This window comes from Streptomyces sp. UW30, assembly GCF_008042075.1.
Taxonomy (GTDB): domain Bacteria; phylum Actinomycetota; class Actinomycetes; order Streptomycetales; family Streptomycetaceae; genus Streptomyces.
Window position 1 is genome coordinate 132,171 of the sequence record NZ_RDBN01000001.1, and the last position, 26,621, is coordinate 158,791.

Consider the following 26,621-nt stretch of genomic DNA (forward strand, 5'->3'; position numbering starts at 1 on the left):
CTTACCAGTGAGCACCGAAGCGTACGTGTACGACGCGATCCGCACCCCGCGCGGCCGCGGCAAGGCGAACGGCGCCCTGCACGGCACCAAGCCCATCGACCTGGTCGTCGGCCTCATCCACGAGATCCGCGACCGCTTCCCGGACCTCGACCCGGCCGCCATCGACGACATCGTGCTCGGCGTGGTCGGCCCGGTCGGCGACCAGGGCTCCGACATCGCCCGCATCGCCGCGATCGCCGCCGGGCTGCCGGACACGGTCGCGGGCGTCCAGGAGAACCGCTTCTGTGCGTCGGGTCTGGAGGCCGTGAACATGGCCGCCGCCAAGGTCCGTTCGGGCTTCGAGGACCTCGTCCTCGCGGGCGGCGTCGAGTCCATGTCCCGGGTGCCGATGGCCTCGGACGGCGGTGCCTGGTTCAACGACCCGATGACCAACCTCTCCGTCAACTTCGTGCCGCAGGGCATCGGCGCCGACCTCATCGCCACGATCGAGGGCTTCTCGCGCCGGGACGTCGACGAGTACGCGGCGCTCTCGCAGGAGCGGGCGGCCACGGCATGGAAGGAGGGCCGCTTCGACCGCTCCGTCGTCCCGGTCAAGGACCGCAGCGGCCTCGTCGTCCTCGACCACGACGAGCACATGCGCCCGGGCACCACCGCCGACTCCCTCGCCAAGCTGAAGGCGTCCTTCGCCGACATCGGCGACCTGGGCGGCTTCGACGCCGTGGCGCTGCAGAAGTACCACTGGGTCGAGAAGATCGACCACGTCCACCACGCGGGCAACTCCTCCGGCATCGTCGACGGCGCCTCGCTCGTCGCGATCGGTAACAAGGAGGTCGGCGAGCGCTACGGCCTCACGCCGCGCGCCCGCATCATCTCCGCCGCCGTCTCCGGCTCCGAGCCCACCATCATGCTCACCGGCCCCGCGCCCGCCACCCGCAAGGCGCTCGCCAAGGCCGGCCTGACCATCGACGACATCGACCTCGTCGAGATCAACGAGGCCTTCGCGGCGGTCGTCCTGCGCTTCGTACGGGACATGGGCCTGTCCCTGGACAAGGTCAACGTCAACGGCGGCGCCATCGCCCTCGGCCACCCCCTCGGCGCGACCGGCGCGATGATCCTCGGCTCGCTCGTCGACGAACTGGAGCGCCAGGACAAGCGGTACGGCCTCGCCACGCTGTGCGTGGGCGGCGGTATGGGCATCGCCACCATCGTCGAGCGCATCTGACCCCCTCCCGACGGATCACACGGAGCACCTCCCCATGAGCACTGAATCCACCACCATCCGCTGGGAACAGGACCGCGAAGGCGTCGTCACCCTCGTCCTCGACGACCCCAACCAGTCCGCGAACACCATGAACCAGGCGTTCCGCGACTCGCTCGCCGTGGTCGTCGACCGCCTGGAGGCCGAGAAGGACACCATCCGCGGTGTCATCGTCATCTCCGCCAAGAAGACCTTCTTCGCGGGCGGCGACCTGCGCGACCTGATCCGGGTCACCCCCGAGACCGCGCAGGACCTCTTCGAGGGCGGCATGGCCATCAAGCGCCAGCTGCGCCGCATCGAGACCCTGGGCAAGCCGGTCGTCGCCGCGATGAACGGCGCCGCCCTGGGTGGCGGTTACGAGATCGCGCTCGCCTGCCACCACCGCATCGCCCTCGACGCGCCCGGCTCCAAGATCGGCTGCCCCGAGGTCACCCTCGGCCTGCTGCCCGGCGGAGGCGGCGTCGTCCGCACCGTCCGCCTCCTCGGCATCGCCGACGCCCTGCTGAAGGTCCTCCTCCAGGGCACCCAGTACAACCCGCAGCGCGCCCTGCAGCACGGCCTGATCGACGACGTGGCCGCCACCCAGGACGAACTGCTCGCCAAGGCACGCGCGTTCATCGAGGCCCACCCGGAGTCGCAGCAGCCCTGGGACAGGCCGGGCTACCGCATCCCCGGCGGTACGCCCGCCAACCCCAAGTTCGCGGCGAACCTGCCCGCCTTCCCGGCCAGCCTGCGCAAGCAGACGGGCGGCGCCCCCTACCCGGCCCCGCGCAACATCCTCGCGGCCGCCGTCGAGGGCTCCCAGGTCGACTTCGAGACCGCTCAGGTCATCGAGGCCCGCTACTTCGTGGAGCTGGCCGCGGGCCAGACCTCCAAGAACATGATCCAGGCGTTCTTCTTCGACCTCCAGGCCGTCAACTCCGGCGCCAACCGCCCGGCGGGCATCGAGCCCCGCAAGGTCCGCAAGGTCGCCGTCCTGGGCGCCGGGATGATGGGCGCGGGCATCGCCTACTCGTGCGCCCGCGCGGGCATCGACGTGGTCCTGAAGGACGTGTCGTCCGAAGCCGCCGCCAAGGGCAAGGCCTACTCGGAGAAGCTGTGCGCCAAGGCGGTCTCCCGGGGCCGTACGACGCAGGAGAAGGCCGACGCGCTGCTCGCCCGCATCACGCCCACCGGCGACCCGCAGGACGTGGCGGGCTGCGACGTGGTCATCGAGGCCGTCTTCGAGAACCCCGAGCTCAAGCACAAGGTCTTCCAGGAGATCCAGGGGATCGTGGAGCCGGACGCGCTGCTGTGCTCCAACACCTCGACGCTGCCGATCACCGTCCTCGCCGAAGGCGTGGAGCGCCAGGCCGACTTCATCGGACTGCACTTCTTCTCGCCCGTCGACAAGATGCCGCTCGTCGAGATCATCAAGGGCGAGCGGACCGGCGAGGAGGCGCTGGCCCGCGCCTTCGACCTGGTCCGGCAGATCAACAAGACGCCGATCGTCGTCAACGACTCCCGCGGCTTCTTCACCTCCCGCGTCATCGGCCACTTCATCAACGAGGGCGTGGCGATGGTCGGCGAGGGCATCGAGCCCGCGTCGGTCGAGCAGGCGGCGGCACAGGCGGGCTACCCGGCCAAGGTCCTGTCCCTGATGGACGAGTTGACGCTCACGCTGCCCCGCAAGATCCGGAGCGAGTCCAAGCGGGCCGTCGAGGAGGCGGGCGGCACCTGGACGCCGCACCCCGCCGAGGCCGTCATCGACCGCATGGTCGACGAGTTCGACCGCCCCGGGCGCAGCGGGGGAGCCGGCTTCTACGACTACGACGAGAACGGCAAGCGGGCGGCCCTGTGGCCGGGCCTGCGCGAGCACTTCACCCGTGAGGGCGCGGAGATTCCCTTCCGGGACATGCAGGAACGGATGCTCTTCTCCGAGGCCCTGGACACCGTCCGGCTCCTGGAGGAGGGGGTGCTGACGTCGGTCGCCGACGCCAACATCGGCTCCATCCTCGGCATCGGCTTCCCCGGCTGGACCGGCGGTGTCCTGCAGTACATCAACGGCTACGACGGCGGGGTCGCCGGGTTCGTGGCACGCGCGCGTGAGCTGGCCGAGACGTACGGGGAGCGGTTCGCGCCGCCCGCCCTGCTGGTGGAGAAGGCCCAGAAGGGGGAGACCTTCGGCGACTGACACAGGGGCCCGCCCCGCCCTCGCCGTGCTGGACATCCCGCGCGGCGAGGGCGCGGATCCCCGGCTGTGACCAGGGCGTTCAAGAATCGTCCGGGGCCGAGGAGCGGCGACGTGTCAGGCGGATCCGCCTTCCTCCGACACACCGCCCAGCCACTCCCGCKGCTCCTCGCGCAGGGATCGCTGAAAGGTCGTCAACAGGGCCTGCACGATCACGGGTTGCATATAGGCGGACAACGACTTCACGTCCTGGGCGGCGCGCTGCGACACCTCCCCGCGGAAGAGCTGCGACAGCTCGTGCGCGACGGCACGCGAGTGCTCGATGAGGACCTTGCGCGCCGCGAGGATCGCCTCCTGCGACAGCGGCACGTCCAGCAGCCCGACACCGAGCCGCAGCAGCCCGAGGTCGACGCGGTAGTCGCCGTCGCCTTCCGTGCCGTCGGCCGCGACGACGCCCATCGCGGTCAGTCGCTCCACGTCGTCGTCGCCGAGCGCCCGCCCCGCCCGCCGCTCCAGCTCGGCCCGCGACACGCTCTCCACGGTCTCCGGCGCCCAGGAGGCCACGACGGACCGGTGCAGGGCGAGATCGTGGGCGTCCAGATCCGGCGGCAGCTGCTGCAGATAGCGCTCGATGGCCGCCAGCGTCATGCCCTGCTGCTGAAGCTCCTCGATCAGCGCCAGCCGGGCCAGATGCTCGCGCCCGTAGTGCCCCACCCGGCGCGGACCGATCACCGGAGGCGGCAGCAGCCCCTTGGTGCCGTAGAACCGCACCGTGCGGACCGTCATACCCGCCCGCGCGGCCAGTTCGTCGATCGTGAGGGTGGGTTCCTCGGTGCCGGTCGTCATGTGCAGCAGTATCGCTGTCTCACCACTGCTGTGACACCACTTGCGACGGACGCTGCGACCGGCGGGACGACCGACGTGACGACGACGTGACGACCTTGTGAGAAGTAACGCTCTGTGACATACGCCACCGCATGAGTCGCGCTCCGTGGGGGAAGGTGGCCCCTTGGTCTGTGCCTTTTACGGAAGGCGCAGGCCATACGTTCGTCCGGACACCCGAGCGCGACCCGCTCGGGCGCACCAGAGAGTGGTACCACCCGTGAGCAAGGACGCCGTGAACACGGCAGTGGCCGCATCCCGCACCGACGCGGCCCAGGTGCCCGCGGACGCGGGCGACGCCGGCTACAGCAAGGACCTCAAGGCCCGCCACGTCAACATGATCGCCATCGGCGGGGCCATCGGCACCGGCCTCTTCCTCGGCGCCGGCGGTCGCCTCCACAACGCGGGCCCGGCGCTGGCGATCGCCTACCTGGTCTGCGGAATCTTCGCCTTCTTCGTCGTCCGTGCCCTCGGCGAGCTCGTCCTCTACCGCCCCTCGTCGGGCTCGTTCGTGTCGTACGCGCGCGAGTTCCTCGGCGAGAAGGGCGCCTACGTCGCCGGCTGGATGTACTTCCTGAACTGGTCGACGACCGGCATCGCCGACATCACCGCGATCGCGCTCTACACGCACTACTGGAGTCTGTTCACCGACATCCCGCAGTGGGTGCTGGCCCTGATCGCGCTGGCGGTCGTGCTGGCGGTGAACCTGATCTCCGTGAAGATCTTCGGCGAGATGGAGTTCTGGTTCGCGATCATCAAGGTCGCCACGCTGGTGGCCTTCATGTTCGTCGGCATCTTCCTGCTGGCCACTCAGCACGAGGTGGGCGGTACGACGCCCGGCCTGAGCGTGATCAGCGACAACGGCGGTGTCTTCCCGCACGGCCTGATGCCCGTCGTTCTGGTCATGCAGGGCGTGATCTTCGCGTATGCCGCCCTGGAGCTGGTCGGCGTCGCCGCGGGTGAGACCGCGGAGCCGGAGAAGGTCGTCCCGCGCGCGGTGAACTCGATCATGTGGCGCGTCGGCCTCTTCTACGTCGGCTCCGTCGTCCTCCTCGCCCTCCTCCTCCCCGGCTCGGTCTACTCGGCCGACCAGAGCCCCTTCGTCACGGTCCTGTCGAAGATCGGCGTCCCGGCGGCGGGCGACGTGATGAACCTGGTGGTCCTGACGGCGGCGATGTCCTCCCTCAACTCCGGCCTCTACTCCACGGGCCGCATCCTGCGCTCGATGGCCATGGCGGGCTCGGCCCCGAAGTTCACGGCCCGCATGAACCGCAGCCAGGTCCCCTACGGCGGCATCCTGCTCACGTGCGCGGTGTGCGTGCTCGGCGTCGGCCTGAACTACCTCATGCCCAGCCAGGCCTTCGAGATCGTGCTGAACGTGGCCTCGCTCGGCATCATCTCGACCTGGGTGATCATCATGGTCTGCCATCTGGTCTTCGTCCGCCGAGCCAAGGCGGGCCTGCTGGACCGCCCCTCCTTCCGCCTCCCCGGCAGCCCGGTCACGGAGATCGCCACGGTCGCCTTCCTGCTGGCCTGCCTCGCCATGATGTGGAACGACCCCGAGGTCGGCCGCAAGACCCTCCTCCTCATCCCGGTCATCGCCCTGATGCTGATCGCCGGCTGGTACGCGATCCGCCGCCGGGTCAACCGCACGGAGGACCAGGAGCTGGCCGAGCTCACGAAGTAGTTCCTATGCCGTTGTCAGTGGCGGCCTCTACGGTGGCGTCATGTCGGAGATCTCTTGCATCCGGGGTGACGCCACCGCTGCGTCGGTGAAGGGCGTCAAGGAAGGCACCGTTCGGGGCCTCTCGTCCACGGTCCACGACCATGGGGAGGGCCGGAGTTGAGCCGCGACATCGACGTGCTCGTGCTGGGCGGCGCGGGCGTCGACACCATCGTGTACGTGCCGGAGCTGCCGTTGCCGTACGCCGACAGCTACATGATCGATTCGGGGATCCGTACCCGCGCCGGGCAGACCGGTGACTTCGTCGCCCTGGGCCTGGGCGCTCTCGGCCTGCGGGTCCACCACCTCGACATGCTCGGCGACGACCCCGAGGGCGACCTGGTCCGCGCCCTGCACCGGGAGAAGGACATCGCGCTCACGGCGATCCCGCAGCCCGCCGGGACGAAGCGTGCCGTCAACCTCGTCGGTCCCGACGGCAGACGACTGTCGCTGTACGACACCAGCCGCGCCCACGCCGACGACCGCTTCTCGGAGCCCACGGTGCGTGCCCTGGCCGGCGCGAGCCGTCACGTCCACGTCACCATCACCCAGCCCTGCGTCCATTCCCTGCCAGTGCTGCGCGAGTCGGGTGCGACGCTCTCCACCGACCTGCACGACTGGGACGGCGAGAACCCGTACCACGAGCCGTTCGCGTACGCGGCGGACGTCGTCTTCCTGTCCGCCACCGCCCTGGCCGACCCCGAGCGGACGATGCGCCGGATCGCCGATCGGGGCCGGGCCGAGGTGGTCGTGGCCACGGCAGGCGCGAAGGGCGCGTACGTACTGTCCGACGACGAGCTGACCCGCCTGCCCGCCGTGACGCCGCCCGCGCCGGTGGTGGACTCCAACGGCGCGGGCGACGCCTTCGCCGCCGCGTTCCTCTACGCCTGGCTGAACCGGGAGACACCCCGACGCAGCGCCCTGTACGGCACGATCGCCGGTGCCCACGCGTGCACGGTGCCGTCGACGGAGACGGACGCGATAGGCCTGGACGAACTACTCACGCGCACCGCCACGCCCTAGGGGCGCGGGCCTGTGTCGGTATCCGGCTCCGCCGCGTGGGCGCGACAAACCACGAAGCACCCGCAGCCGCCCGACGACATGACGTGGCACATCCAGCGGCGCGATCAGTGCTCGTGTTCGTGCACACCATTCGTCGCCGCGATCTTCTTCCAGGACTTCGGCTGCACCGGAGCCAGGGAGGCCTTGGCGATCGACGCCGCCCGCGCCGTGGCCGCCGCCGGCTTCGACGCCTGGAACAGCCACGTGTCGAACACCGCCGCCAGCGGCTTCCCGGACACCTCCTCGGCGTACCGCACGAAGTCGGCCACCGAGGCGTTGCCGTAGGCGTGCTTCTGCGGCCACCCCTTCAGGATGGCGAAGAACGCCTCGTCCCCGATCTCGTTGCGCAGCGCCTGCAGGGTCAGCGCACCCCGGTCGTACACGGCGATGTGGAACTGGTTCTCCGGCCCGGGGTCACCGGGCTCGACCGTCCAGAACGGATCGTCGGCCGCACGCGAGGCGTACACGTAGTCGGCGATCTCCTGCGCCGTCCCCTCGCCCTCGTGCTCCGACCACAGCCACTGCGCGTACCGCGCGAAGCCCTCGTTGATCCAGATGTCCTTCCAGCCCTTGACGGACACCAGGTCGCCCCACCACTGATGGGCCAGCTCATGGACGACGACGGAGGTGTTGGACCCGTTGGCGAAGTTCGCCGGGCTGTAGAACGGCCGGGTCTGTGTCTCCAGCGCGTACCTGGTGTTGGTGTTCGGCACATACCCGCCGAGCGCGTCGTACGGATACGGCCCGAAGTACTCGCTCAGCCAGTCCGCGATCTCCCCGGTCCGCTCGATGCTCGCCCGCGCGGCCCCCGCCTTGTCGCCGAGGTCCTTGCTGTAAGCATTGATGACCGGAATTCCACTCTCGGACGTCCCCGTGGTGACGTCGAACTTCCCCGCCGCGAACGTGGCCAGATAGGTGGCCTGCGGCTTGTTCGAACGCCAGCTGTAGCGGGTCCAGCCGGCCCGCGAACTCGTCGACTGGAGCGTTCCGTTGGAGAGGAACTGCGTGCCGTCCGGCACCTGCACCGACACGTCGAACGTCGCCTTGTCGCGCGGGTGGTCATTGCTCGGATACCACCACCAGGACCCCTCGGGCTCACCCGCGGCGACCCCGCCGTCCGCCGTGCGCAGCCACGCGCTGAAGCCGTACGCCTTCTTCGTCGACGGCACCCCGCGATAGCGCACGACCACGGTGACGTCCGAGCCCTTGTCCAGCGGCTTCTTCGGCGTGATCTCCAACTCGTGCTCGCCCGAGGTCGCGAACGACGCCTTCACGCCGTTCACCCGCACCTCGCTGACGTCCAGCAGGAAGTCCAGGTTGAAGCGGGACAGGTCCTGCGTGGTCTTCGCCAGCAGGGTCGCCGTACCTTCCAGCACGTCCGTGGCCGGCTGGTACTTCAGCCGGAGGTCGTAGTGGGAGACGTCGTAGCCGCCGTTGCCGTAGGCCGGGTAGTAGGGGTCGCCGATGCCCGGAGCGCCGGGGGAGTGGCTCGCCGCCGACGCCGGGATCGCCAGCATCAGGGAGGCCACTGCCAGTGCGCCCGGCGCCATGATTCTGCGGTGCACGAAAGCTCCAAGTCCTAGGGGCCGAAGTCTTTTCGGAGCCTATTGAGTACCTGTGCCCCCTGCGTGTCCATGACCACCCGTGTCACACGATCGCCATTCGGCCGACATGAGCGGATCCGCCACAAGGGTGTTTATCGGCCATCTGTGGCCTCATACGGCGTCAGCCGCCCTCTTCTGCACAGGAGTTGACCGATGTACCGTCCGCGCATGCCCAAACGCATGCGCTTCATGATCTGGAGACCGCTCGCGACGGCGGCCGCGGCCGCCCTGATGGCCGCGTTCCTCGTGCCCACGACGGCACAAGCCGGCCCGCGGGAGAGCACACCCGTCTACTCCTACGACAACGCCGTCCGCGAGGCCGTTTGGGTGGACACCGGACTCGACCTCGACCGCGACGGGAAGCACGACCGCGTCGCCGTCGACATCGTCCGGCCCCGCGAGGCGGCCGCGCAGGGCCGCAAGGTGCCCGTCATCATGGACGCCAGCCCGTACTACTCCTGCTGCGGACGCGGCAACGAGAGCCAGAAGAAGACGTACGACGCCGACGGCGAAGTCGTCCAGATGCCGCTGTTCTACGACAACTACTTCGTACCCCGCGGCTACGCCTTCGTCGGCGTCGACCTCGCCGGAACCAACCGCTCCGACGGCTGCGTGGACGTCGGCGGACGCTCCGACATCCTCTCCGCGAAGGCCGTCGTCGACTGGCTGAACGGACGCGGCAAGGCCTACACGACCCGCACCGGCGCCACCAAGGCCAAGGCGACCTGGACCAACGGCCGCACCGGCATGATCGGCAAGAGCTGGGACGGCACCATCGCCAACGGTGTGGCCGCGACCGGCGTCGAGGGCCTGAAGACCATCGTCCCGATCAGCGCCATCTCCTCCTGGTACGACTACTACTTCCAGCAGGGCGCCCCCCTGTACGACTCCGGCCCGGACTGGCTCTCCGACTACGTCGACAGCCCCGACGCCCGCGCCAAGTGCGCCGCCGTCCAGCAGATGCTCGTCGACGACGCCCCGCGCACCGGGGACTGGACGCCGCTGTGGACCGAGCGCGACTACGTCAAGGACGCGCGCAAGGTGAAGGCGAGCGTGTTCCTGATCCACGGCATGCAGGACCTCAACGTCCGTATGAAGCACGTCGGTCAGTGGTGGGACGCCCTCGCCAAGAACGGCGTCGAGCGCAAGATCTGGCTCTCCCAGACCGGCCACGTCGACCCCTTCGACTTCCGTCGCGCCGACTGGGTGAAGACCCTGCACCGCTGGTTCGACCACGAACTCCTCGGCTACGACAACGGCATCGACCGCGAGCCGACGGCCGACATCGAGCGCCACCCCGACCAGTGGGTCACCTCGCAGGCATGGCCCCCGCGCGGCACCGACACCACCACCCTGCGCCCCGCCAAGGGCACCGAGGCGGGCGTCGGCACCCTCGGCCTGAACAAGGGCAAGGGCACCGAGACCTTCACCGACGACCCGCAGCACAGCGAGACCGACTGGGCCGCGCACATCGACCGCGCCACCCCCGACAAGGCGGGCTTCGTGACGAAGCCGCTCACCCGCGACCTGCGTCTGTCCGGCTCCTCCGAGGTCACCGTCACCGCCACCCCGAGCACCTCGACGGCCCACCTGTCCGCCGTCCTCGTCGACCTCGGACCCGACACCATCCGCGACTACGCGGCGAGCGGCGAGGGCATCAGCACGCTCACCGACCGCACCTGCTGGGGCGCGAGCACCTCCGGCGACAGCGCCTGCTTCAAGGAGACCAAGGCCAAGACCGCCGACGTCGACTACACGGTCGTCAGCAGAGGTTGGGCCGACCTGGGCAACTACGCCTCCGACCGGAAGGGCGTACCGCTCACCCCGGGCAAGGCGTACACGATCACCCTCGACCTCGCGGCCACCGACCATGTCGTCCCGGCCGGCCACCGCCTCGCCCTGATCGTCGCGGGCACGGACAAGGACCTGATCGACCCTCCGTCGACCAAGCCGACGCTCACCCTCGACCTCTCCCGCACGAAGGCCCGCGTTCCGCTGGTCGGCGGCGCCCCCGCCTTCGCCCGCGCCACCGCCGGCACACCGACCGCCACGCCCGAGGCGAAGCGCCTCGACGGTGTGACGAGCGCGCCGCGCCCCGCCCACCGCATCCCGGAGGGAGGCCAGTGACCCGTATCCGAACCCTCACCGTGACCGCGGCGGCCATCGCCGCGTCCCTCGTGGCCGTACCGGCCCAGGCAGCCGACTCCCCGCCCCGCACCGGCTTCGAGGAGTCGAACGGCGCCCGCTGGACCGGCCAGCCCGAGGAACAGACCTTCCTGGCCGCCGTCGACAAGGCGAGCGACCGGGTGTCGGRGGCCCGGATCGGGACGACGAAGCAGGGCCGGCCGSTCCAGCTGGTCCGGATCGGTGAACGCCCCGCGCCGAACAAGGTGTTGCTCGTGTGCAGCCAGCACGGCGACGAACCCTCCGGCCGCGAGGCCTGCCTGTCCACCGTCCGCGACCTGGCGTACGCCAAGGACCCGCAGACCCGGCGCTTCCTGGAGCGCACCACCCTGCTGGTCGTGCCCACGGCCAACCCCGACGGCCGGGCCGCCGACACGCGCGGCAACAGCGACGGGGTGGACATCAACCGCGACCACATCGCGCTCCAGACCGCCGAGGGGCGCGCCATGGCCGCGGTCATCCGCGACCAGCGCCCGGACGTCATCTACGACCTGCACGAGTACGGCGCCACACCCCCGTACTACGACAAGGACCTGTTCGACCTGTGGCCGCGCAACCTCAACACCGACGCGCACGTCCACGACGAGGCACAGACCCTGTCGCAGTCCTACGTGCGCCCGGCCGCCGGCGACGGCGGCTACTCGACCGGCACGTACGGCATCTGGACCGACCCCGAGACGGGCGATCCGATCAAGCAGGTCGCCGGTGACGGGCAGGAGCGCATCCTGCGGAACATGTCCGGCGTCAAGCACTCGGTCGGCCTGCTCATCGAGAGCCGTGTCGACCCCCTCACCGAGGCGGAGAAGGCGGACGCGGCCCTGAACAACCGACGCCGGGTGCACTCCCAACTCAAGGCGCTCGGGGGTCTGTTCGACTTCACCGACGACCGTCGAGGACGGATCGAGGCGGCGACCGGCCTGGCCCGCCTCACGGGCTACGCCGACACCGGCCCCGTGCACGTCGGCGGCGCCGACAACGACCCGCCCGAACCGGCCGAGGTGATCCAGGACCCGCCCTGCGGCTACCGGCTCACCCCCGAGCAGTACGCGCAGGTGAAGGACGAACTCGCCCTGCACGGAGTGCGGACGCACGGCACCTACGTCCCGCTCCGCCAGTCCCTGCGCGCCCTCGTGCCGCTGCTCCTCGACGAGCGCGCCCCGTACCACCTCACGGTCGCCGAGCCCGACACCGACTGCTGAAGCGGCTGTGATCTGCGAGATCTGTGGTAGGTCCTGGGAAACGATGTGGAAACCGGCGTGCCCACCGTTTTCAGGGGAAGGTGCCGCAGATGACTGACGATCTGAAGCAGAGGAGTGGCGGCCGGGAAGGTCCTGCCGACGTTTCCGGCCGCCAAACCGACCAAGTGGTGTTCGGGGTCACCGCCGCCATCACCGTGGCGTTCGTGATCTGGGGCTGGGCGGCCACGGACTCGCTGGAGAGCGTGTCCACGAAGATGCTCAACGGCCTGATTCACAACGGCGGCTGGGCCTTCATGCTGGCCGCCTCCGGCTTCGTGGTCTTCGCGCTCTGGCTCGCGATCAGCCGCTACGGCCGTATCCACCTGGGCGCCGAGGGCGAGGAGCCCGAGTTCCGCACCGTCTCCTGGGTCGCGATGATGTTCAGCGCAGGCATGGGCATCGGTCTGATGTTCTACGGCGTCAGCGAGCCGCTCGCGCACTACACGACCCCGCCGCCGGGCACGAACCCCGCGAACTCCGGGGAACGCATGGAGACGGCGATGGCGACCACCCTCTTCCACTGGACGCTGCACCCCTGGGCGATCTACGCGGTGGTCGGACTCGCCATCGCCTACAGCACCTTCCGCAAACGCCGGCGCCAGACCATCAGCGCGGTGTTCACCCCGCTGATCGGGGAGAAGCACGCCAACGGTGCCACGGGACGGGTGATCGACATCCTCGCGATCATCGCCACGGTCTTCGGCTCCGCGGCGTCCCTGGGCCTCGGCGCGCTGCAGATCGGCTCCGGCTTCCAGGAGCTGGACTGGATGGACGACGTGAGCGAGGGCCTGCTCGTCGCCATCATCGCCGTACTGACCCTGGCCTTCGTCGCCTCGGCGGTCTCCGGCATCGAGCGGGGCATCCAGTGGCTGTCCAACATCAACATGGTGCTCGCCCTGATCCTCGCGGTGTTCGTCTTCATCGCGGGCCCGACGATCATCGTGCTCGACCTGGTGCCGACCTCGGTCTTCTCCTACCTCGGCGACCTGCCCCAGCTCGCCGGCCGCACCGAGGCCAGCGGCGGCGAGGGCGTCGCCGACTGGCTCGGCAGCTGGACCGTCTTCTACTGGGCCTGGTGGATCTCCTGGACGCCCTTCGTCGGCATGTTCATCGCCCGCATCAGCCGCGGCCGCACCATCCGGCAGTTCGTCGGCGGCGTCATCCTCGTGCCCAGCACCGTCAGCCTCGTCTGGTTCGCGATCTTCGGTGGTACGGCCATGAAGCTGAAGGAGGGCGGCGCGCTCGGCGGCGAGGAGACTCCCGAGGGCCAACTCTTCGGCCTCCTGCAGGAGTTCCCCGTCGCGACCGCCAGCAGCCTGCTCGTGATGATCCTGGTCGGTATCTTCTTCGTCTCCGGAGCCGACGCCGCGTCGATCGTGATGGGCACGCTCTCCCAGAAGGGCGCGCTCGAACCCGGCCGCTTCGTCATCGTGTTCTGGGGTGTGGTGACCGGCGCCGTCGCCGCCATCATGCTGCTCGTCGGCAGCGGGCAGGGCGACGCGCTCACGGGTCTGCAGAACCTCACGATCCTGGCCGCCGCGCCCTTCGTCCTCGTGATGATCGTCATGTGCTTCGCCCTCATGCGCGATCTGCGCCGCGACCCGGTCATCGTGCGCGGCGAGATGGGCTCCGAGGCCGTCGAACTCGCGGTGATCGCGGGTCACAAGATCTACGACGGCGAATTCGAGATCAAGGTCGGTCCGGGCCCGGGGACCGAGGCGGAGGGAGACCCGCTGGGGCACGACCACGGCTGAGTGGCGTACGCACGCACGCGTCCCGGCCACTTGTTCGGTTCTCATGCCGGGACGTAGCGGAATATGTCATGCCGCGCTCATATCGGTCTCGCTCTGGGGATACTCACAGCATGTCTGCCGAGTACGCGACCTTCGGCCTGGCACCGGCGATGCGTGCCGGTGGCGTCCTCGCCAACGGTGGCTTCCAGGTGCACCGGGACTTCGTGGACTTCATCGTCGACGGACGCCCGCTGCTGTTCCAGCTCTCCGACCTCGACGCCGTCTCCCCGCTCGCCTCCGACGTCCCGCCCGCCATCTTCACCGCACAGGTACGCGGCCTGCTGCTGGAGGCGGAACCCCCGCTTCCAGGCGGCCGGTACGTCATCTACGGCTGCCCCGAATGCGCGGACCTCGCCTGCGGCGCCGTCACCGCGGTCATCGACAAGGAGGGTGACGACTACATCTGGCGGGACTTCGCCTGGCAGACCGACGACCACGCCGACCTGGAGCTCAACGGCTACCACGGCATCGGGCCCTTCCGCTTCCAGGCCGGCGAGTACCGCGCGGCGCTGGGCTCCCTGCTCGACCAGTCCGCCGAGGCACCCCGCCGCAGGGTGCTCCTCATCGGCGCCCGGGTCGCCGTCCTCGCCAAGCTCGCCGCCGCCCTGCGCACCATCGGCATCGGCGCCGAGATCACCCATGACCTGAGCGGCGTGCCCGCCGACGAACTGCGCACCTACGGCGCCGTCGCCTTCGGCCGCGCGGTCGGCCAGGAGCAGCGCGCCGCCGTACGCCGCGCCTTCACGGACGCCTCGGTGGAGGTGGCGTACGTCGACGGCCTCGCGCCGATCGTGCCGCTGCTGGTCGCGCAGATCGAACACGCCCTGGACCGCAGCCCGGTCGAACAGCGCCGCCTGACCCGCCTGGTGGCCGCCGACGGCGAGGCGGGCATCGAGGTCACCTCCCCGTGCCGGGTACGCCTCACTGCGTACCGCCTCGACCGTCTGTACCGCACCCACACCCACGAGGTCTTCGACGGCATCCTGGAAGCGGGCCGCCACCGCATCGCGCTGGAGGCGAAGGCGGTGAAGGGGGAGTCGTTCGTGGTGGCGCGGACGTCGGGCAGCGTGCTGGTGGAGGCGATGGCGCGGTAGCGCTCCGCCGCTTTGGCCGCGCGAGGAGGGTGCGGCGATATCCGTCGCGGGCCTGCGGGTCCGTTGTGGCTGGTCGCGCAGTTCCCCGCGCCCCTTGAGGGGCGCCGAGCGTCCGGCGATCTCGTGCCCCGACATCCCGACGCCGCCACAGCGGCGCGGCTATTAGGATCGCTCCCTGTGACTGCCACCCTCGTCGTCAAGAACCTCGCCGCCGGCCACGGTGACCGTTCCCTGTTCAGCGGGCTCGACCTCGTCGTCGCGCCCGGAGACGTGATCGGCCTGGTCGGAGCCAACGGCGCGGGCAAGTCCACGCTGCTCCGACTGCTCGCCGGGCTCACCGCGCCGGAGGAGGGCGAGCTGCGGCTGTCCCCGCCGACGGCGACCGTCGGTCACCTCCCGCAGGAGCCGGAGCGGCGCCCCGGCGAGACCGTACGGCAGTTCCTGGCCCGCCGCACCGGAGTCGCCGAGGCCCAGCGGACCATGGACGAGGCGACGCAGGCCCTCGTCGACGGGGCGCCGGGCGCGGACGACGCCTACGCGACGAGCCTGGAGCGCTGGCTGGACCTGGGCGGCGCCGACCTCGACGAGCGGGCGGAGGAGGTCGCCGACTCGCTGGGCCTCGCCGTGGACCTGGACCAGCCGATGACGTCCCTGTCCGGCGGCCAGGCGGCCCGCGCGGGACTGGCCTCGCTGCTGCTGTCGCGCTACGACGTCTTCCTGCTGGACGAGCCGACGAACGACCTCGACCTGGACGGCCTGGAACGCCTCGAAGGGTTCGTCTCGGGCCTGCGCGCCGGCACGGTCGTCGTCAGCCACGACCGCGAGTTCCTCACCCGCACGGTCACCAAGGTCCTCGAACTCGACCTCGCCCAACAGCAGATCAACCTCTACGGCGGCGGCTACGAGGCCTACCTGGAGGAGCGCGAGGTGGCCCGCCGGCACGCCCGCGACGACTTCGAGGAGTACGCCGACAAGAAGGCCGCCCTCCAGGACCGGGCGCAGATGCAGCGCTCCTGGATGGACAAGGGCGTCAAGAACGCCCGGCGCAAGGCGAACAACGACAACGACAAGATCGGCCGCAAGTTCCGCAGCGAAGCCAGCGAGAAGCAGGCCGCGAAGGCCCGCCAGACCCAGCGCATGATCGAGCGCCTGGACGTCGTCGACGAGCCGCGCAAGGAGTGGGAACTACGCATGGAGATCGCCTCGGCGCCCCGCTCGGGAGCCGTGGTCGCGACCCTGCGGGACGCCGAGCTGCGACGCGGCGACTTCACCCTCGGGCCGGTGTCCCTCCAGATCGACTGGGCCGACCGGGTGGCGGTCACCGGCGCCAACGGCGCGGGCAAGTCGACACTGCTGGCCGCCCTGCTGGGCCGCGTCCCGCTGACCGCGGGCCAGTCGACGCTCGGCTCCGGCGTGCTGATCGGTGAGGTCGACCAGGCCCGCAAGCTGTTCCACGGCGAGGAGTCACTGCTGGACGCCTTCTGCGCGGCCGTCCCGGACACCGAACCCGTCGAAGTGCGCACCCTCCTGGCCAAGTTCGGCCTGAAGCGCGATCACGTCCTGCGCTCCGCCGCCACCCTCTCCCCGGGCGAACGGACCCGCGCCGCCCTCGCCCTCCTCCAGGGCAGGGGCGTCAACCTCCTGGTCCTCGACGAGCCCACCAACCACCTCGACCTGCCGGCCATCGAGCAACTGGAGTCGGCCCTGGACGCCTACGAGGGCACCCTGCTCCTGGTCACCCACGACCGGCGCATGCTCGACGCGGTCCACGTCACCCGCCGCCTGGAGGTCGCCGACGGCAAGGTGACGGAACGCTAGGACGGATCCGTCGGCCCCGGACCCCGGCCAGCGCAGCAGGGCGCAGACGAAGTTCTCCTGCACGACCCGCAGGTGGGCCAGCAGTTCGGGCTTCATGATCCGGTTGATCTGGGTGGTGGTGGAGAAGGTCAGCGACCGGCGCCCGTCCGGCGTGGCCGCGATCAGCCGCGTGTAGCCCGGTGTGTTGCCGGTGTGCCCCAGCACCACCCCGCACCGGGTCGTGTACCGGAAGATGCCGAGCCCGGCGTCGTTGCGGCCCGGCCCGGCCGGCTCGGACGCGTCCCCGGGGATCCACCGCCGCTGCTCCCGTACGACACGGTGGTCGTACAGCCGACCCCCGGCGTAGCCGCGCACGAAACGGGTCATGTCGGCGGGCGTGGACACGATGCCGCCCGAGGCCCACACGCCGGACATGCTGAGCGCCTCACTGATGTCCTCCGGCGGTGCGGGCGGGGTCACGTCGTAGCCGTGCAGATAGGGCACCGGCAGCCGGTAGCCCTGCGGCAGGCTGGTCCGGCGCAGGTCCAGCGGCCGGTACACCAGCTCGTCCAGCAGCCGCTCGTACGGCACGCGGGTGGCGGCCTCCGCCATCAGGGCGACGGCGATGTTGTCGGAGTTGGAGTACTGGTACCGGGTGCCGGCCCGGAACCGCAGCGGCCGGTCGGCGACGTAGTCGAGCAGCCGACGGGAGTCGAAGTGGTGCCGGGGGTTCGCGCCGAGCGTCTGCAGGAACGTCGGGTCCTCGGTGTGGTCGGGCAGGCCGCTGGTGTGGTTCAGCAGCTGGCGCAGCGTCACGGAACCCCAGGCCCGCGGCAGCCCGGGCAGCCGCTCGCGCAGGGTGTCGTCGAGCCGCAGGCAGCGCCGGTCCACGAGGGACAGCGCCACCGCCCCGCTGAACGCCTTGGCCGTACTGGCGACGCGCATGTGGTCGTGCGGCTCGGGCCGGCGGGCGGTGCCCAGTTCCGCGACACCGGCCCGGACGACCCGGCTGCCGCGGCCGTCCCGCAGGACGGCGATGACACCGGGTGGGCCGCCCGGCGCGCGAACCAGTTCCTCCAGCTGCCGCTGGAGCGAGTCATGGGGGTGCGGCCGGGGCTGCGTGGCGGCGCCCGCGACGGCCGGGGCCAACAGGATCAGGCGCAGGGCGACGAGGCAGGCAGCCCCCGTACGGGGGACGGCGGCGGGGCGAGGGTGGTCTGGATGTTGGGGTCGAAGCGGCGGGAGGTGCGCCGGTGCGAGTGGGAAACGGTGTTGCCGAAACCGGGCTTGGCGCCGGTCAGCATGCAGTGGGCGGACATGGGTGACGAACCTCTCCTCGAGCGCTACTGTTAATGGAATTCATTTTCAGTAAGATAGCAGCATGCCACGCAACGAACTCCGCCCGGAGCCGATCAGCCCCGCGTGCTACTGCACATGGCGCAACGGCCTGTGCCCTGGCTCAGCCGAGCCGCGTGGCCAGCCCCGGATAGTCGACGACGAAGCCGTCGTCGTCGAACCGGATGTCCCTGCGGAAGTCGCCGGAGACGAAGCGGGTCAGGCCCGGCCCCAGGTGGGTGTACGTCTGCCGTGAGGCGACCGGGGTCAGATCCGGCACCGACACCCACGCCATCAGCAACTCCCGCTCCCCGGGTCTTCGATGGAGCCCGTGCCGCAGCACCGGCATCGTGTTGGTGAGCGGGCACAGGCCGAGGTCGCAGTCGAGTGCGCCGTCGACATCGGCCTGGTGCTCACCGTTCGCCGTCCACCGGCCCGCCCCGTCGTGCCGCAGGTCGAGCGTGCGCACGCCGTCCGCCGACTCGGCCGTGACATGCAGCCGACGCGTCACGAAGGCGTCGGCCGTGTCGAGTTCGTACGAGATCCAGTACGGCTCGGGAACCGTGCCGACCGCTCTGCCGTGCGCCCGCAGGGCGTCGGCGCCGAGCTCGATCCAGGCGGTCTCGACGCCCTTGCTCCCCGACACTTCCCAGGTGATGACGTGCGATGTCGGCATGGCGTCACCCTACGGGCGAACCGGCCCGGACCCTCCGTGTCGTACCGGAGAGTCCGGACCCGCGTGCCGGCTCAGCGCTTGCCCTTCTTCGGGTCGAGCAGACCCGCGCGGCGCAGTGCGTCGGCCATGGCGCTGTTGGCCGGGGGCGGCGCCTGGCGCGAACCGCCACCGCCACCGCCGCCACCGGTGCGGCCCTGGCGCTGCTGCGGCGGACGCCCGCCCCGCTGCCGGCGCTCGCCGCCGCTCCCGCCCTGCTGGCCCTGCGCAGCCGCCTCGTCGTCGAGCCTGAGCGTCAGGGAGATCCGCTTGCGCGGGATGTCGACGTCGAGGATCTTCACCTTGACGATGTCACCGGGCTTCACCACGTCCCGCGGATCCTTGACGAAGGTCTTCGACAGCGCGGAGACATGCGCGAGACCGTCCTGGTGGACGCCGATGTCGATGAACGCCCCGAACGCCGCGACGTTCGTCACGACGCCCTCCAGGACCATCCCGGACGCCAGGTCGGAGATCTTCTCCACGCCCTCCTTGAAGGTGGCCGTCTTGAAGGCGGGACGCGGGTCGCGTCCGGGCTTCTCCAGCTCCTTGAGGATGTCCGAAACGGTCGGCAGACCGAACGTCTCGTCCACGAAGTCGGTCGGCTTCAGCGAGCGCAGCACGCCCGTGTTGCCGATGAGCGACGCCACCTCCTGACCCGACGTCTTCACCATCCGCCGCACGACCGGATACGACTCGGGGTGCACGCTGGAGGAGTCCAGCGGGTCGTCGCCGCCGCGGATGCGCAGGAAGCCCGCGCACTGCTCGTACGCCTTCGGGCCGAGCCGCGCCACGTTCTTCAGCTGCGAGCGGGACGTGAACGGGCCGTTGGAGTCCCGGTGGGTCACGATGTTCTCGGCGAGCCCGGAGGTGATGCCGGAGACGCGGGAGAGCAGTGGCGCGGAGGCGGTGTTGACGTCGACCCCGACGCCGTTCACACAGTCCTCCACCACCGCGTCCAGCGAACGCGACAGCTTCACCTCGGACAGGTCGTGCTGGTACTGGCCGACGCCGATCGACTTCGGGTCGATCTTCACCAGCTCGGCGAGCGGGTCCTGGAGCCGGCGCGCGATGGAGACCGCGCCGCGCAGCGACACATCCATGTCGGGCAGTTCCTGGGACGCGAAGGCGGAGGCCGAATACACCGAGGCGCCGGCCTCGGACACCATCACCTTGGTGAGCTTCAACTCCGGGTGCTTGGTGATGAGTTCACCGGCGAGCTTGTCGGTCTCGCGGGACGCCGTGCCGTTGCCGATCGCGATCAGCTCGACCGCGTGCTCCTTCGTCAGGTGCGCCAGCTTGGCGATCGCCTCGTCCCACTTGTTCGCCGGGACGTGCGGATAGATGACGTCCGTCGCGACGACCTTGCCGGTCGCGTCGACCACGGCGACCTTCACGCCCGTACGGAAACCGGGGTCCAGGCCCAGCGTCGAGCGGGTGCCGGCCGGGGCGGCGAGCAACAGGTCGCGCAGGTTCTTCGCGAACACGTCGACCGCCTCGTCCTCGGCGGCGGTGCGCAGCCGCAGCCTGAGGTCGATGCCGAGGTGCACCAGGAGCCGGGTCCGCCAGGCCCAGCGGACGGTGTCCGTCAGCCACTTGTCGGCCGGACGCCCGCGGTCGGCGATCGCGAACTTGTGGGCGACGATCCCTTCGTACGACGAAGGGCCCTCGGTCGGCTCCTCGGGCTCCAGGACGAGATCGAGGACCTCCTCCTTCTCGCCGCGCAGCATCGCCAGGATCCGGTGCGAGGGCAGCTCGGTGAACGGCTCGGCGAAGTCGAAGTAGTCGGCGAACTTCGCGCCCGCCTCCTCCTTGCCGTCCCGCACCTTGGCGGCCAGCCGTCCACGCACCCACATGCGCTCACGCAGCTCACCGATCAGGTCGGCGTCCTCCGAGAACCGCTCCGTGAGGATCGCCCGGGCGCCATCCAGGGCGGCCTGCGGATCGGCCACGCCCTTGTCGGCGTCCACGAACGCCGCGGCGGCGGCCAGCGGGTCGACCGCCGGATCACCGAGCAGCCCATCGGCCAGCGGCTCCAGCCCGGCCTCCCGGGCGATCTGCGCCTTCGTCCTGCGCTTGGGCTTGTACGGGAGATAGATGTCCTCCAGCCGCGCCTTCGTCTCGGCGCCGCGGATCTGGGCCTCCAGCTCCTCGGTCAGCTTGCCCTGCTCGCGCACCGAGTCGAGGATCGCCGTGCGCCGTTCCTCCAGCTCGCGCAGATAGCGCAGCCGCTCCTCGAGCGTGCGCAGCTGCGCGTCGTCGAGCATCTCGGTCGCTTCCTTGCGGTAGCGGGCGATGAAAGGCACCGTCGAACCGCCGTCGAGCAGCTCCACGGCAGCCTTCACCTGCCGCTCCCGTACGCCGAGCTCCGCGGCGATCCTGCCTTCGATGGACCCTACGAGGGGTGTCGTCACGATCCCGTCCCGCCTTCTCACTGAGGTTGCGCGGCAATTGTGGCAGGTGACACCGACAACCGGGGATCAGGGCGCCAACCCGGCCGGTCGCGCCACTCTTCAGCCCGACAGCGCCGGTCCGCATCCTTCAGGAAGGGGACGGGTAGGGGCGGCGGCGAAACCCGTCGGGCTCACCCCTTGCCGAGCAGATCCGCCGGGAACGCCCCCGCAGCCACCACCGCCCCGGCGAACCCCGCACCGAGCTCGGTCAGCCGCGCGACCCCCTCCGCCCCGAGGTGCTCGTACGGCGCCCGGTCCAGCCGGTCCGTCTCGGACTCGATCTCCGTGCGCAGGGCGACCCCCTCCGCCGTGAGCTCGCCCGCACCGTCCAACAGACCGCGCCCGCGCAGCCGCTCGCACGCCGCGTCCCAGTCCTCCTGCGTCCAGCCACGCGTGGAGAACACCCACTTCGGCGTCATGCCCTTGCCGGTCGCCGTGTGGGTCACCACCGCCTCCAAGCCGTCGAGCCCGGCGGACATCAGCACACCGAGATGCCCGTCACCGCGGTGCTCGCGCAGCAGCGTCGTGGCGTGGAAGAACGCCAGATGCGGCTCCTCGGGCACCGGCAGATCCGCGTGCGCCGAGTACAGCGGCCGGGCACTGCGCGAACATGCCTCGGTCGCCCGCAGCGCGAGCCGCGCGGCCTCCGCCATCTCCGCGGACGCCGGCGCCTCCTCGCCGAGCAGCCGCCGCAGCGCGCTGTCGACCCCACGCACGCGTGCCGCCAGCACGTCCTCGGGCGAGGCGATCGCCCAGACCGCCGGGACGTGCCGGGCGACCAGCTCGTGCTTGTAGTTGTAGAACGTCGCCGTCACCGCGCCCGCACCCACCGGACCCAGCGCGGCCGCGCGCACCGCGAAGTTGACGGCCCTGGGATGCGTGATCCCGAGAGCGGCCAGTTCCCTGCCCAGCTCGGGAGCGAAGTACGACGTCGCGTGCAGGGAGTTGAGCATGTTGTGGCAGCGGCGGCCGGCACGGGGCTCAAGGGCGGCAGTAGTCATGCCCGGCAGGTTACCAACCGCTTGGTACGTCGCCCCTGCCCGCGCGCATCATGGCAGGAAAGGTGGGGACCTCGTCATTGCGGCCATCCCGTCGCCCCCGAAGAATCGATGTCATGGCGCAGCGCACCGTTCTCTTCGTACTCTTCGACGCAGTGCAGAGCCTCGATGTCACCGGGCCGCTGGAGGTCTTCGCGGGGGCCGAGAAGCACACTCCGGGCACGTACCGCATCCGCACGGCCTCCCTGGACGGCGCTCCCGTACGCACCTCCAGCGGACTGGCCCTCGTACCGGACCAGGCCCTCGGCGACCGGATCGACGCGCACACCCTCGTAGTCCCCGGCGGCGAGGGCACCCGCACCCCGGAACCCGGCCTGGTCGGGTGGCTGCGCGAGCACGGCCACCGCGCCGAGCGCCTTGTCTCCGTCTGCACGGGCGCGGTCCTGCTCGCCGCCGCGGGCCTGCTGGACGGCCGCCGCGCCACGACCCACTGGGCGTACTGCGACAAGCTGGCCCGCGACCATCCGGCCGTCGAGGTCGACCCGGACCCCATCTATGTGCGCGACGGACATGTCGCCACCTCCGCGGGTGTGACCTCGGGCATCGACCTCGCCCTCGCCCTGGTCGAGGAGGACCTGGGCCGGGAGGTGGCCCTCGACATCGCGCGCCACTTGGTCGTCTTCCTGCGACGGCCGGGCAATCAGGCTCAGTTCAGCGCCCAGCTCGCCGCCCAGACCGCCCAGCGTGAGCCCCTCAGGGAGGTCCAGAGCTGGATCACCGAGCACCCCGACGCCGATCTGACCGTCGAGTCACTCGCCGCCCGCGCGAGCCTCTCAGCACGCCACTTCGCCCGCGCCTTCCAGACCGAGACCGGCATGACCCCCGGCCGCTACGTCGACCGGGTCCGCCTCGAACACGCCCGCCGCCTCCTGGAGGACACCACCGACGGCATCGAGGAGATCTCCCGGGCAAGCGGCTACGGCACCCCGGAAGCCATGCGCCGGGCCTTCGTCAAGGCCCTCGGGGCGGCCCCGGCCGAGTACCGCCGCCGGTTCCGCCCCGCACCGGCCCACTGAACCCGCGAACCGACCCCGACACAGGGAACCGAGACCGAAAGGGAGACCCATGCAGATCGCGATGGTCCTCTACGACCGCTTCACCGCCCTCGACATCGTCGGGCCCTACGAGGCACTGAGCCGGATCCCGGACGCGCAGGTGGACTTCGTCGCCGAGACCGCGGGGCCCGTGCGTGCCGACACCGGGTTCCTGGCCCTCACGGCCGACAAGGCCCTGACCGAGGTGCCGCACCCCGACATCGTGGTGGTGCCCGGCGGCCCGGGAACCTTCGACCAGATCGAGAACAAGACGCTCCTGGACTGGCTGAGGACCGCCGACATCACGAGCACCTGGACGACCTCCGTCTGCAGCGGCTCGCTGCTTCTGGCCGCCGCGGGCCTCCTCGAGGGTCGCCGCGCCACGACCCACTGGCTCACGCTCGACTTCCTGGCGCAGTACGGCGCCGAGCCCACGGGCGAGCGGGTCGTGCCCGACGGCAAGTACCTCACCGCGGCAGGCGTCTCCGCCGGCATCGACATGGGCCTGACCCTGGTCGGGAAGATCGCCGGCGACGAACACGCCCAGGCCGTACAGCTGCTGACCGAGTACGACCCACAGCCGCCCTACGACGCCGGCTCCCCGCAGAAGGCGCCCGCGCACCTCGTCGAGGAGTTCCGCACGAACAGCCGGTTCAGCCTGGCGTAGGCACGTTCCAGCCGAAGCGCGGCTGCCTGCGCTCCAGGAAGGCGGCGACCCCCTCCGCGGTGTCGCCGCTGCCGCGCGCCTGCTCCGCCCAGTGGGCGTCACGGTCGGTGCGTCCGTTCGCGAACTCCTTCGCCGCGGCCTGCGTCAGCTGCGAGCGCGACGCGAGGATCCGGGTGAACTCCGCCACCCGCTTGTCGAGTTCGCCCTCGGGCAGGACCTCGTCGACCAGGCCCGTGCGCAGCGCCCGCGCCGCGTCGATCAACTCGCCCGAGAACAGCAGGTACTTGGCGGCGGCCGGCCCCACCAGCGACACCAACCGCCGGGTGGAGGACGCCGGATACACGATCCCGAGCTTCGCCGGCGTCACCCCGAACAGCGACCCTTCCGCCGCGAACCGCAGATCACAAGCCGCCGCGAGCTGCGATCCGCCGCCCACACAGTGCCCCCGGATCGCGGCCAGCGTCGGCTTGGGGAAGGCGGCCAGCGCCTCCTCGGCGGCCACGGCCAGCTCCTGCGCCTCCTGCGGCGACCCCTGGAGCGTGGAGATGTCGGCGCCCGCGCAGAACGTGCCGCCCTCGCCGGTCAGCACCAGCACCCCTACGGCAGGGTCGGCGGCCAGCGTCTCCAACAGCGGCGGCAGCGCGCGCCACATCGCGGCCGTCATCGCGTTGCGCTTGGCCGGATGGTGGACGACGACGGTGGCGACCGAGTCGGCGACGCGGTGCAGCAGCTGGGGCTCCATGCGGCGGATGCTATCCGCTTGCGCCGAACGGCCGATCAGGAAGGGTCCGACGGCCGCTCGGTGTGGTCTGAACATCGCCGCCGGCGTGGTGGTGATCCGCAGGCCGGAGGCGGCGGCCGAGGCGCTGGCCATGTTCGCTGCGCTGCTGTTCCTCACGGGCGGGTTGTTCCGGCTGGTCGGCAGCCTGGTCGTGCGCGGTCCGCAGATGGGCTGGACCCTGCTGCAGGGCGCCTTCGACCTGTTCCTCGGCATCGGCATGGTCACTGAGCGTGCGGGCGAAGGGGGCTCCGGGCACGGATCGGGCAAGGGCGCCACCAAACCCGTACAACCCGAATAGTTCGCCAAGTCGGCACGAGCAGCACAGGAGCGGTCCCACAACTGACCGTGTCATACGCCAACGGTCAGAAACGCTCGATACCTGCTGACTTCTGTTCAGTTCTACGGCCCGGACCTGTGCGTTACCAACACTCGACATGTGGTGACAATCGAGCGCGAGGGTGGCGACCGGACGATGGAGAACCACGGGCGCGGGTCCGGCCCACGCCCAGCAGGCGGTGCGAACGAGCCCCTCGATCCGCGGCCGCCGAATCCACTGCCTTACGAGGGCGTCTGGCGGTTCACCGCCCCCGCCGTGGACGCCTCGGTCCCGCAGGCCCGGCACGCCGTCCGGGACCTGCTGTACCGGCAGGGTGTGCCGGTCTCGGACGACCTGGTCCAGGGTCTGCTGCTGATCGTCTCGGAGCTGGTCACGAACGCCGTCCGGCACGCGGCGCTGCTGTCGCCGATGCTCGCCGTGGAGGTCGCCGTCGGCTCCGAGTGGCTGCGGGTGTCCGTGGAGGACAACCACCCCTACCGCCCGACCGCGCTGGAGGCCGACCACGGTCAGACCGGCGGCCGGGGGCTGCTCCTGGTGCGCGAGGTGGCCAAGGAGGCGGGCGGGGTGTGCGACGTCGAGCACACGGCGAGCGGGGGCAAGGTGATCTGGGCCGCAGTGCCACTCAAGCCGGTGCAGGTCCCCTAGGGCGTGTGCTGCGGATCGCCCGGCGTCCGCAGGACACGCCCCGGATCGTTCACCAGCCGGCCGACGGACCCGTCAGCTCGCGCATGGCGGGACGGGCCGCGTCCAGCACCGTCATGAACCAGGCCGAGAAGGTGTCCTTCGCATGCCGCTCGGCCAGCTCGGCCGGTGTCACGAAGGCCGTCGTACCGACCTCCTCCGGATCCGGGCGCAGCGGGGACTGCACCATGCCGACGAAGAGGTGGTTGTACTCCTGCTCCACCAGGCCCGAGGCCGGGTCAGGGTGGTTGTAGCGCACGGTGCCCGCCTCGGCGAGCAGCGACGGGGAGACGCCGAGTTCCTCGTACGTCCGCCGGGCCGCGGCCGCGAAGGGCGCCTCGCCGGGGTAGGGGTGGCTGCAGCAGGTGTTGGACCAGACGCCGGGGGAGTGGTACTTGCTGAGCGCGCGCTGCTGGAGCAGCAGCCGGCCCTGCTCGTCGAAGAGGAACACCGAGAAGGCGCGGTGCAGTTGTCCCGGCGGCTGATGCGCGGCGAGCTTCTCCGCGGTGCCGATTGTCACACCGTTCTCGTCGACGAGTTCCAACAAAATCGCGTCAGCGGTGCCTTTCGACGGACTGTGCGTCGTGGTGGCAGGTGTGATCGGCATACCCATCCTTCACATCGGTCTTGCGCCCCAAGTGTGCCGTACGAATCCGGCACTCCCGGCAGTTGATCGTGCCCGGCGCGGCGGGTACGGAACCCCCCGCGGGCCGCTGTGAGCATGAGGACGCGACCGGCCACCGGATCGCTGCATTCCG

General features: G+C 70.6%; 19 protein-coding genes and 3 pseudogenes. 13 read left to right on the plus strand and 9 right to left on the minus strand.

All coding sequences use genetic code 11. The features are described 5' to 3' along the window. The first annotated feature begins 7 nt into the window (after nucleotides 1–7). Nucleotides 8–1,222: an acetyl-CoA C-acetyltransferase gene (locus EAO75_RS00590; protein WP_147993048.1), complete on the plus strand. Its 1,215-nt coding sequence runs from the start codon at nucleotides 8–10 to the stop codon at nucleotides 1,220–1,222. 34 nt (nucleotides 1,223–1,256) lie between these two features. Then, nucleotides 1,257–3,431 (plus strand): 3-hydroxyacyl-CoA dehydrogenase NAD-binding domain-containing protein, encoded by a 2,175-nt coding sequence (locus EAO75_RS00595; RefSeq protein WP_147993049.1) that lies wholly within the window; start codon nucleotides 1,257–1,259, stop codon nucleotides 3,429–3,431. A gap of 114 nt (nucleotides 3,432–3,545) precedes the next feature. Here EAO75_RS00595 and EAO75_RS00600 read toward each other — a convergent pair whose 3' ends face one another. Then, entirely contained in the window at nucleotides 3,546–4,274 is a 729-nt protein-coding gene (locus tag EAO75_RS00600) for a MerR family transcriptional regulator (protein WP_147993050.1), read from the minus strand. A 256-nt stretch (nucleotides 4,275–4,530) separates the two neighbouring features. Between EAO75_RS00600 and EAO75_RS00610 the strand changes: the two genes are divergently transcribed. Together EAO75_RS00610 and EAO75_RS00615 are read left to right on the plus strand one after the other, a co-directional pair. Further along, nucleotides 4,531–5,997, plus strand: coding sequence for an amino acid permease (locus EAO75_RS00610; RefSeq protein WP_147993052.1), 1,467 nt, complete (start codon nucleotides 4,531–4,533; stop codon nucleotides 5,995–5,997). 156 nt (nucleotides 5,998–6,153) lie between these two features. Next, nucleotides 6,154–7,056: a PfkB family carbohydrate kinase gene (locus EAO75_RS00615; protein ID WP_147993053.1), complete on the plus strand. Its 903-nt coding sequence runs from the start codon at nucleotides 6,154–6,156 to the stop codon at nucleotides 7,054–7,056. 104 nt (nucleotides 7,057–7,160) lie between these two features. Here the strand turns inward: EAO75_RS00615 and EAO75_RS00620 are convergent, their stop codons facing one another. Beyond that, entirely contained in the window at nucleotides 7,161–8,660 is a 1,500-nt protein-coding gene (locus EAO75_RS00620; RefSeq protein ID WP_187284245.1) for a M1 family metallopeptidase, read from the minus strand. 207 nt (nucleotides 8,661–8,867) lie between these two features. Here EAO75_RS00620 and EAO75_RS00625 point away from each other — a divergent pair, with 207 nt between their 5' ends. From EAO75_RS00625 to EAO75_RS00645, 5 genes are all read left to right on the plus strand, one after another. Then, nucleotides 8,868–10,826, plus strand: coding sequence for a Xaa-Pro dipeptidyl-peptidase (locus EAO75_RS00625; protein ID WP_147993054.1), 1,959 nt, complete (start codon nucleotides 8,868–8,870; stop codon nucleotides 10,824–10,826). After that, nucleotides 10,823–12,082, plus strand: a complete 1,260-nt coding sequence (locus EAO75_RS00630; protein ID WP_147993055.1) for a M14 family metallocarboxypeptidase — start codon at nucleotides 10,823–10,825, stop codon at nucleotides 12,080–12,082. Before EAO75_RS00625 ends, EAO75_RS00630 begins: the two co-directional genes overlap by 4 nt. An 89-nt stretch (nucleotides 12,083–12,171) precedes the next feature. Further along, the gene (locus tag EAO75_RS00635; protein WP_147993056.1) at nucleotides 12,172–13,875 is read left to right on the plus strand and encodes a BCCT family transporter; all 1,704 of its coding nucleotides are present in this window, start codon (nucleotides 12,172–12,174) and stop codon (nucleotides 13,873–13,875) included. Nucleotides 13,876–13,985: 110 nt separating this feature from the next. After that, nucleotides 13,986–15,008, plus strand: coding sequence for an oxidoreductase (locus tag EAO75_RS00640; RefSeq protein ID WP_147993057.1), 1,023 nt, complete (start codon nucleotides 13,986–13,988; stop codon nucleotides 15,006–15,008). Between the two features lie 177 nt (nucleotides 15,009–15,185). After that, nucleotides 15,186–16,826, plus strand: coding sequence for an ABC-F family ATP-binding cassette domain-containing protein (locus EAO75_RS00645; protein WP_147993058.1), 1,641 nt, complete (start codon nucleotides 15,186–15,188; stop codon nucleotides 16,824–16,826). A 30-nt stretch (nucleotides 16,827–16,856) separates the two neighbouring features. On the opposite strand, the pseudogene EAO75_RS00650 reads toward EAO75_RS00645, so the two are convergent. The 5 genes and pseudogenes from EAO75_RS00650 to EAO75_RS00665 form a co-directional block, all read right to left on the minus strand. After that, a pseudogene (locus EAO75_RS00650) lies at nucleotides 16,857–17,969 on the minus strand (serine hydrolase domain-containing protein); the annotation flags it as partial. A 53-nt stretch (nucleotides 17,970–18,022) separates the two neighbouring features. After that, nucleotides 18,023–18,124, minus strand: a pseudogene (gene rpmB / locus EAO75_RS46920) (50S ribosomal protein L28); the annotation flags it as partial. A 140-nt stretch (nucleotides 18,125–18,264) separates the two neighbouring features. Beyond that, nucleotides 18,265–18,816 carry a putative glycolipid-binding domain-containing protein gene (locus tag EAO75_RS00655; protein WP_147993059.1) on the minus strand — a complete coding sequence of 184 codons (552 nt, stop codon included), beginning with the start codon at nucleotides 18,814–18,816 and terminating at the stop codon, nucleotides 18,265–18,267. A 71-nt stretch (nucleotides 18,817–18,887) separates the two neighbouring features. Next, entirely contained in the window at nucleotides 18,888–21,266 is a 2,379-nt protein-coding gene (locus EAO75_RS00660; protein WP_147993060.1) for a Tex family protein, read from the minus strand. 170 nt (nucleotides 21,267–21,436) lie between these two features. After that, nucleotides 21,437–22,306 carry an SCO6745 family protein gene (locus EAO75_RS00665; protein ID WP_147993061.1) on the minus strand — a complete coding sequence of 290 codons (870 nt, stop codon included), beginning with the start codon at nucleotides 22,304–22,306 and terminating at the stop codon, nucleotides 21,437–21,439. A 113-nt stretch (nucleotides 22,307–22,419) separates the two neighbouring features. Between EAO75_RS00665 and EAO75_RS00670 the strand changes: the two genes are divergently transcribed. Next, entirely contained in the window at nucleotides 22,420–23,379 is a 960-nt protein-coding gene (locus tag EAO75_RS00670; RefSeq protein WP_147993062.1) for a GlxA family transcriptional regulator, read from the plus strand. A 49-nt stretch (nucleotides 23,380–23,428) separates the two neighbouring features. Further along, nucleotides 23,429–24,064 carry a DJ-1/PfpI family protein gene (locus EAO75_RS00675; RefSeq protein WP_147993063.1) on the plus strand — a complete coding sequence of 212 codons (636 nt, stop codon included), beginning with the start codon at nucleotides 23,429–23,431 and terminating at the stop codon, nucleotides 24,062–24,064. Here the strand turns inward: EAO75_RS00675 and EAO75_RS00680 are convergent. Beyond that, nucleotides 24,051–24,806: an enoyl-CoA hydratase/isomerase family protein gene (locus EAO75_RS00680; RefSeq protein WP_147993064.1), complete on the minus strand. Its 756-nt coding sequence runs from the start codon at nucleotides 24,804–24,806 to the stop codon at nucleotides 24,051–24,053. The two genes, EAO75_RS00675 and EAO75_RS00680, sit on opposite strands and share 14 nt — an antisense overlap. A gap of 67 nt (nucleotides 24,807–24,873) precedes the next feature. On the opposite strand from EAO75_RS00680, the pseudogene EAO75_RS00685 reads away from it, so the two are divergent. Next, nucleotides 24,874–25,059 (plus strand): annotated as a pseudogene (locus tag EAO75_RS00685) (DUF308 domain-containing protein); the annotation flags it as partial. A gap of 258 nt (nucleotides 25,060–25,317) precedes the next feature. Then, entirely contained in the window at nucleotides 25,318–25,827 is a 510-nt protein-coding gene (locus EAO75_RS00690; RefSeq protein WP_147993164.1) for an ATP-binding protein, read from the plus strand. 49 nt (nucleotides 25,828–25,876) lie between these two features. On the opposite strand, the gene idi is transcribed toward EAO75_RS00690, so the two are convergent. After that, nucleotides 25,877–26,470 (minus strand): isopentenyl-diphosphate Delta-isomerase, encoded by a 594-nt coding sequence (gene idi / locus EAO75_RS00695; protein ID WP_147993065.1) that lies wholly within the window; start codon nucleotides 26,468–26,470, stop codon nucleotides 25,877–25,879. Nucleotides 26,471–26,621 lie beyond the last annotated feature (151 nt).